This is a genomic window from Myroides sp. LoEW2-1 (genome assembly GCF_009767705.1).
Classification (GTDB): domain Bacteria; phylum Bacteroidota; class Bacteroidia; order Flavobacteriales; family Flavobacteriaceae; genus Flavobacterium; species Flavobacterium album_A.
Genome location: NZ_WSPP01000322.1, coordinates 1 through 1,525, shown reverse-complemented (window position 1 = coordinate 1,525; position 1,525 = coordinate 1). Strand labels below are relative to the sequence as shown.

The 1,525-nt window shown below is 34.8% G+C and carries 1 protein-coding gene; it reads left to right on the top strand.

The window, feature by feature from the left end:
* The first annotated feature begins 160 nt into the window (after positions 1–160).
* On the top strand, positions 161–1,138 hold the full coding sequence (locus GOQ24_RS15240; protein WP_160340077.1) for an EamA family transporter: 978 nt from the start codon (positions 161–163) through the stop codon (positions 1,136–1,138).
* The last annotated feature ends 387 nt before the right edge of the window (positions 1,139–1,525 follow it).

The window sequence follows — 1,525 nt, the reverse complement described above, 5'->3', positions numbered from 1 at the left end:
CCATTCCCCGTCCCTGTTCCCCGTCCCTGTTCCCCGTTCCCCATTCCCCGTTCCCTAAACTGCCACAATTTTCAATTACTATTTGATAGGTACTATATAGACATTTGTCCTATATCGCTCAAAAAATATTAACTACCTTTGTTAAGCAAAATAGAAAAAGATGAAAGAACAAAATAATGTAGTAAAAGGAGTCTTCTTAGTCGCTTTAGGAGCTTCAAGTTTCGGTATGCTTGCTTCATTTGTAAAACTTGCATATAAGAGTGGATTTACCACTGCTGAAGTAACATATTCTCAGGTACTACTTGGTCTGCTATGTGTATCCTTGATTCACTTGTTTCGCAAAAAGAAAGCAGATGAACCAAAAGCTACCTCTAAAAACGTACGCAGTTTAATATTAGCAGGAACTTCCATGGGATTCACTTCTGTTTTATATTATATGGCTGTAAGTTATATCGACGCGTCAATTGCCGTTGTTCTCTTAATGCAATCTGTATGGATTGGAGTAGTGTTAGATAGTATAGCTACCAAAACATTTCCAAATTTGACAAAATTGGTTGCTATAGCATTAATTCTATTTGGTACTGTCTTAGCTACGAATATCATGGCAAGTAAGATTGAGTTAGATATTAGAGGAGTAATATTTGGCTTCTTAGCATCGTGTTCGTTTGCTACAACAATGTTTGCCTCTGGTCGTATTGCAAATCACTTACCTGCCACAAAACGCAGTATGTGTATGCTTACTGGAGCTGCTATAATCATAACTATCTTTGTATTTGTCACTCAAATTGGGCCAAATAACTTTGAGTTTATGAAGGACTTTTACCTTCAATTTTCTCAAAACACAGATGGTATCAGGGATTTCGACTGGAGTATCTTCTACGGTTGGGGAATTGTATTAGCTTTATTTGGTACCGTATTACCGCCAATGTTCTTGAATATGGGATTCCCGTTGACAGGTGTAGGATTAGGAAGTATTATCTCATCCTTAGAACTACCTGCGTCAGTTACTGTAGCTTTCTTAGTTTTAGGTGAAAAAGTAATTCTAATACAATGGGTTGGTATTTTGCTAATCTTATCAGCTATTGTACTGATGAACAGCAGTCTAATCTTCAAGAAAAAAGAGTTAGAACTTCAATAGTAATTTCATTCAAAATATAAACTTCCATAGTTTAGCTTAAAGAGCCTTCACCTTTCTGAAGGCTTTTTTTTATTTTCTATTTTCTCTACACGCACTGCCCTTCAACTAATTACACTCCTATACCAATATCAATAACGTGAGTTTGACTCAAGTTATGAATCAATTTGTATCGAATATCATGTCAATAATTTACTTTTAACGAACGCAAGGAGAAACAGTCAACATTCGATAAAAAATGGAAGGATAAAACCTTAAAACATCATTTCAAAAATAAGTAGAGCACACTGTATGTCTTCAAACTAATGTAGACTTTTAGGACGTAAGCATAAGATAGTGTTTTAGTTATAAATTTATTAATTTTTGTTGATTATACAACTGTCTTCTTTT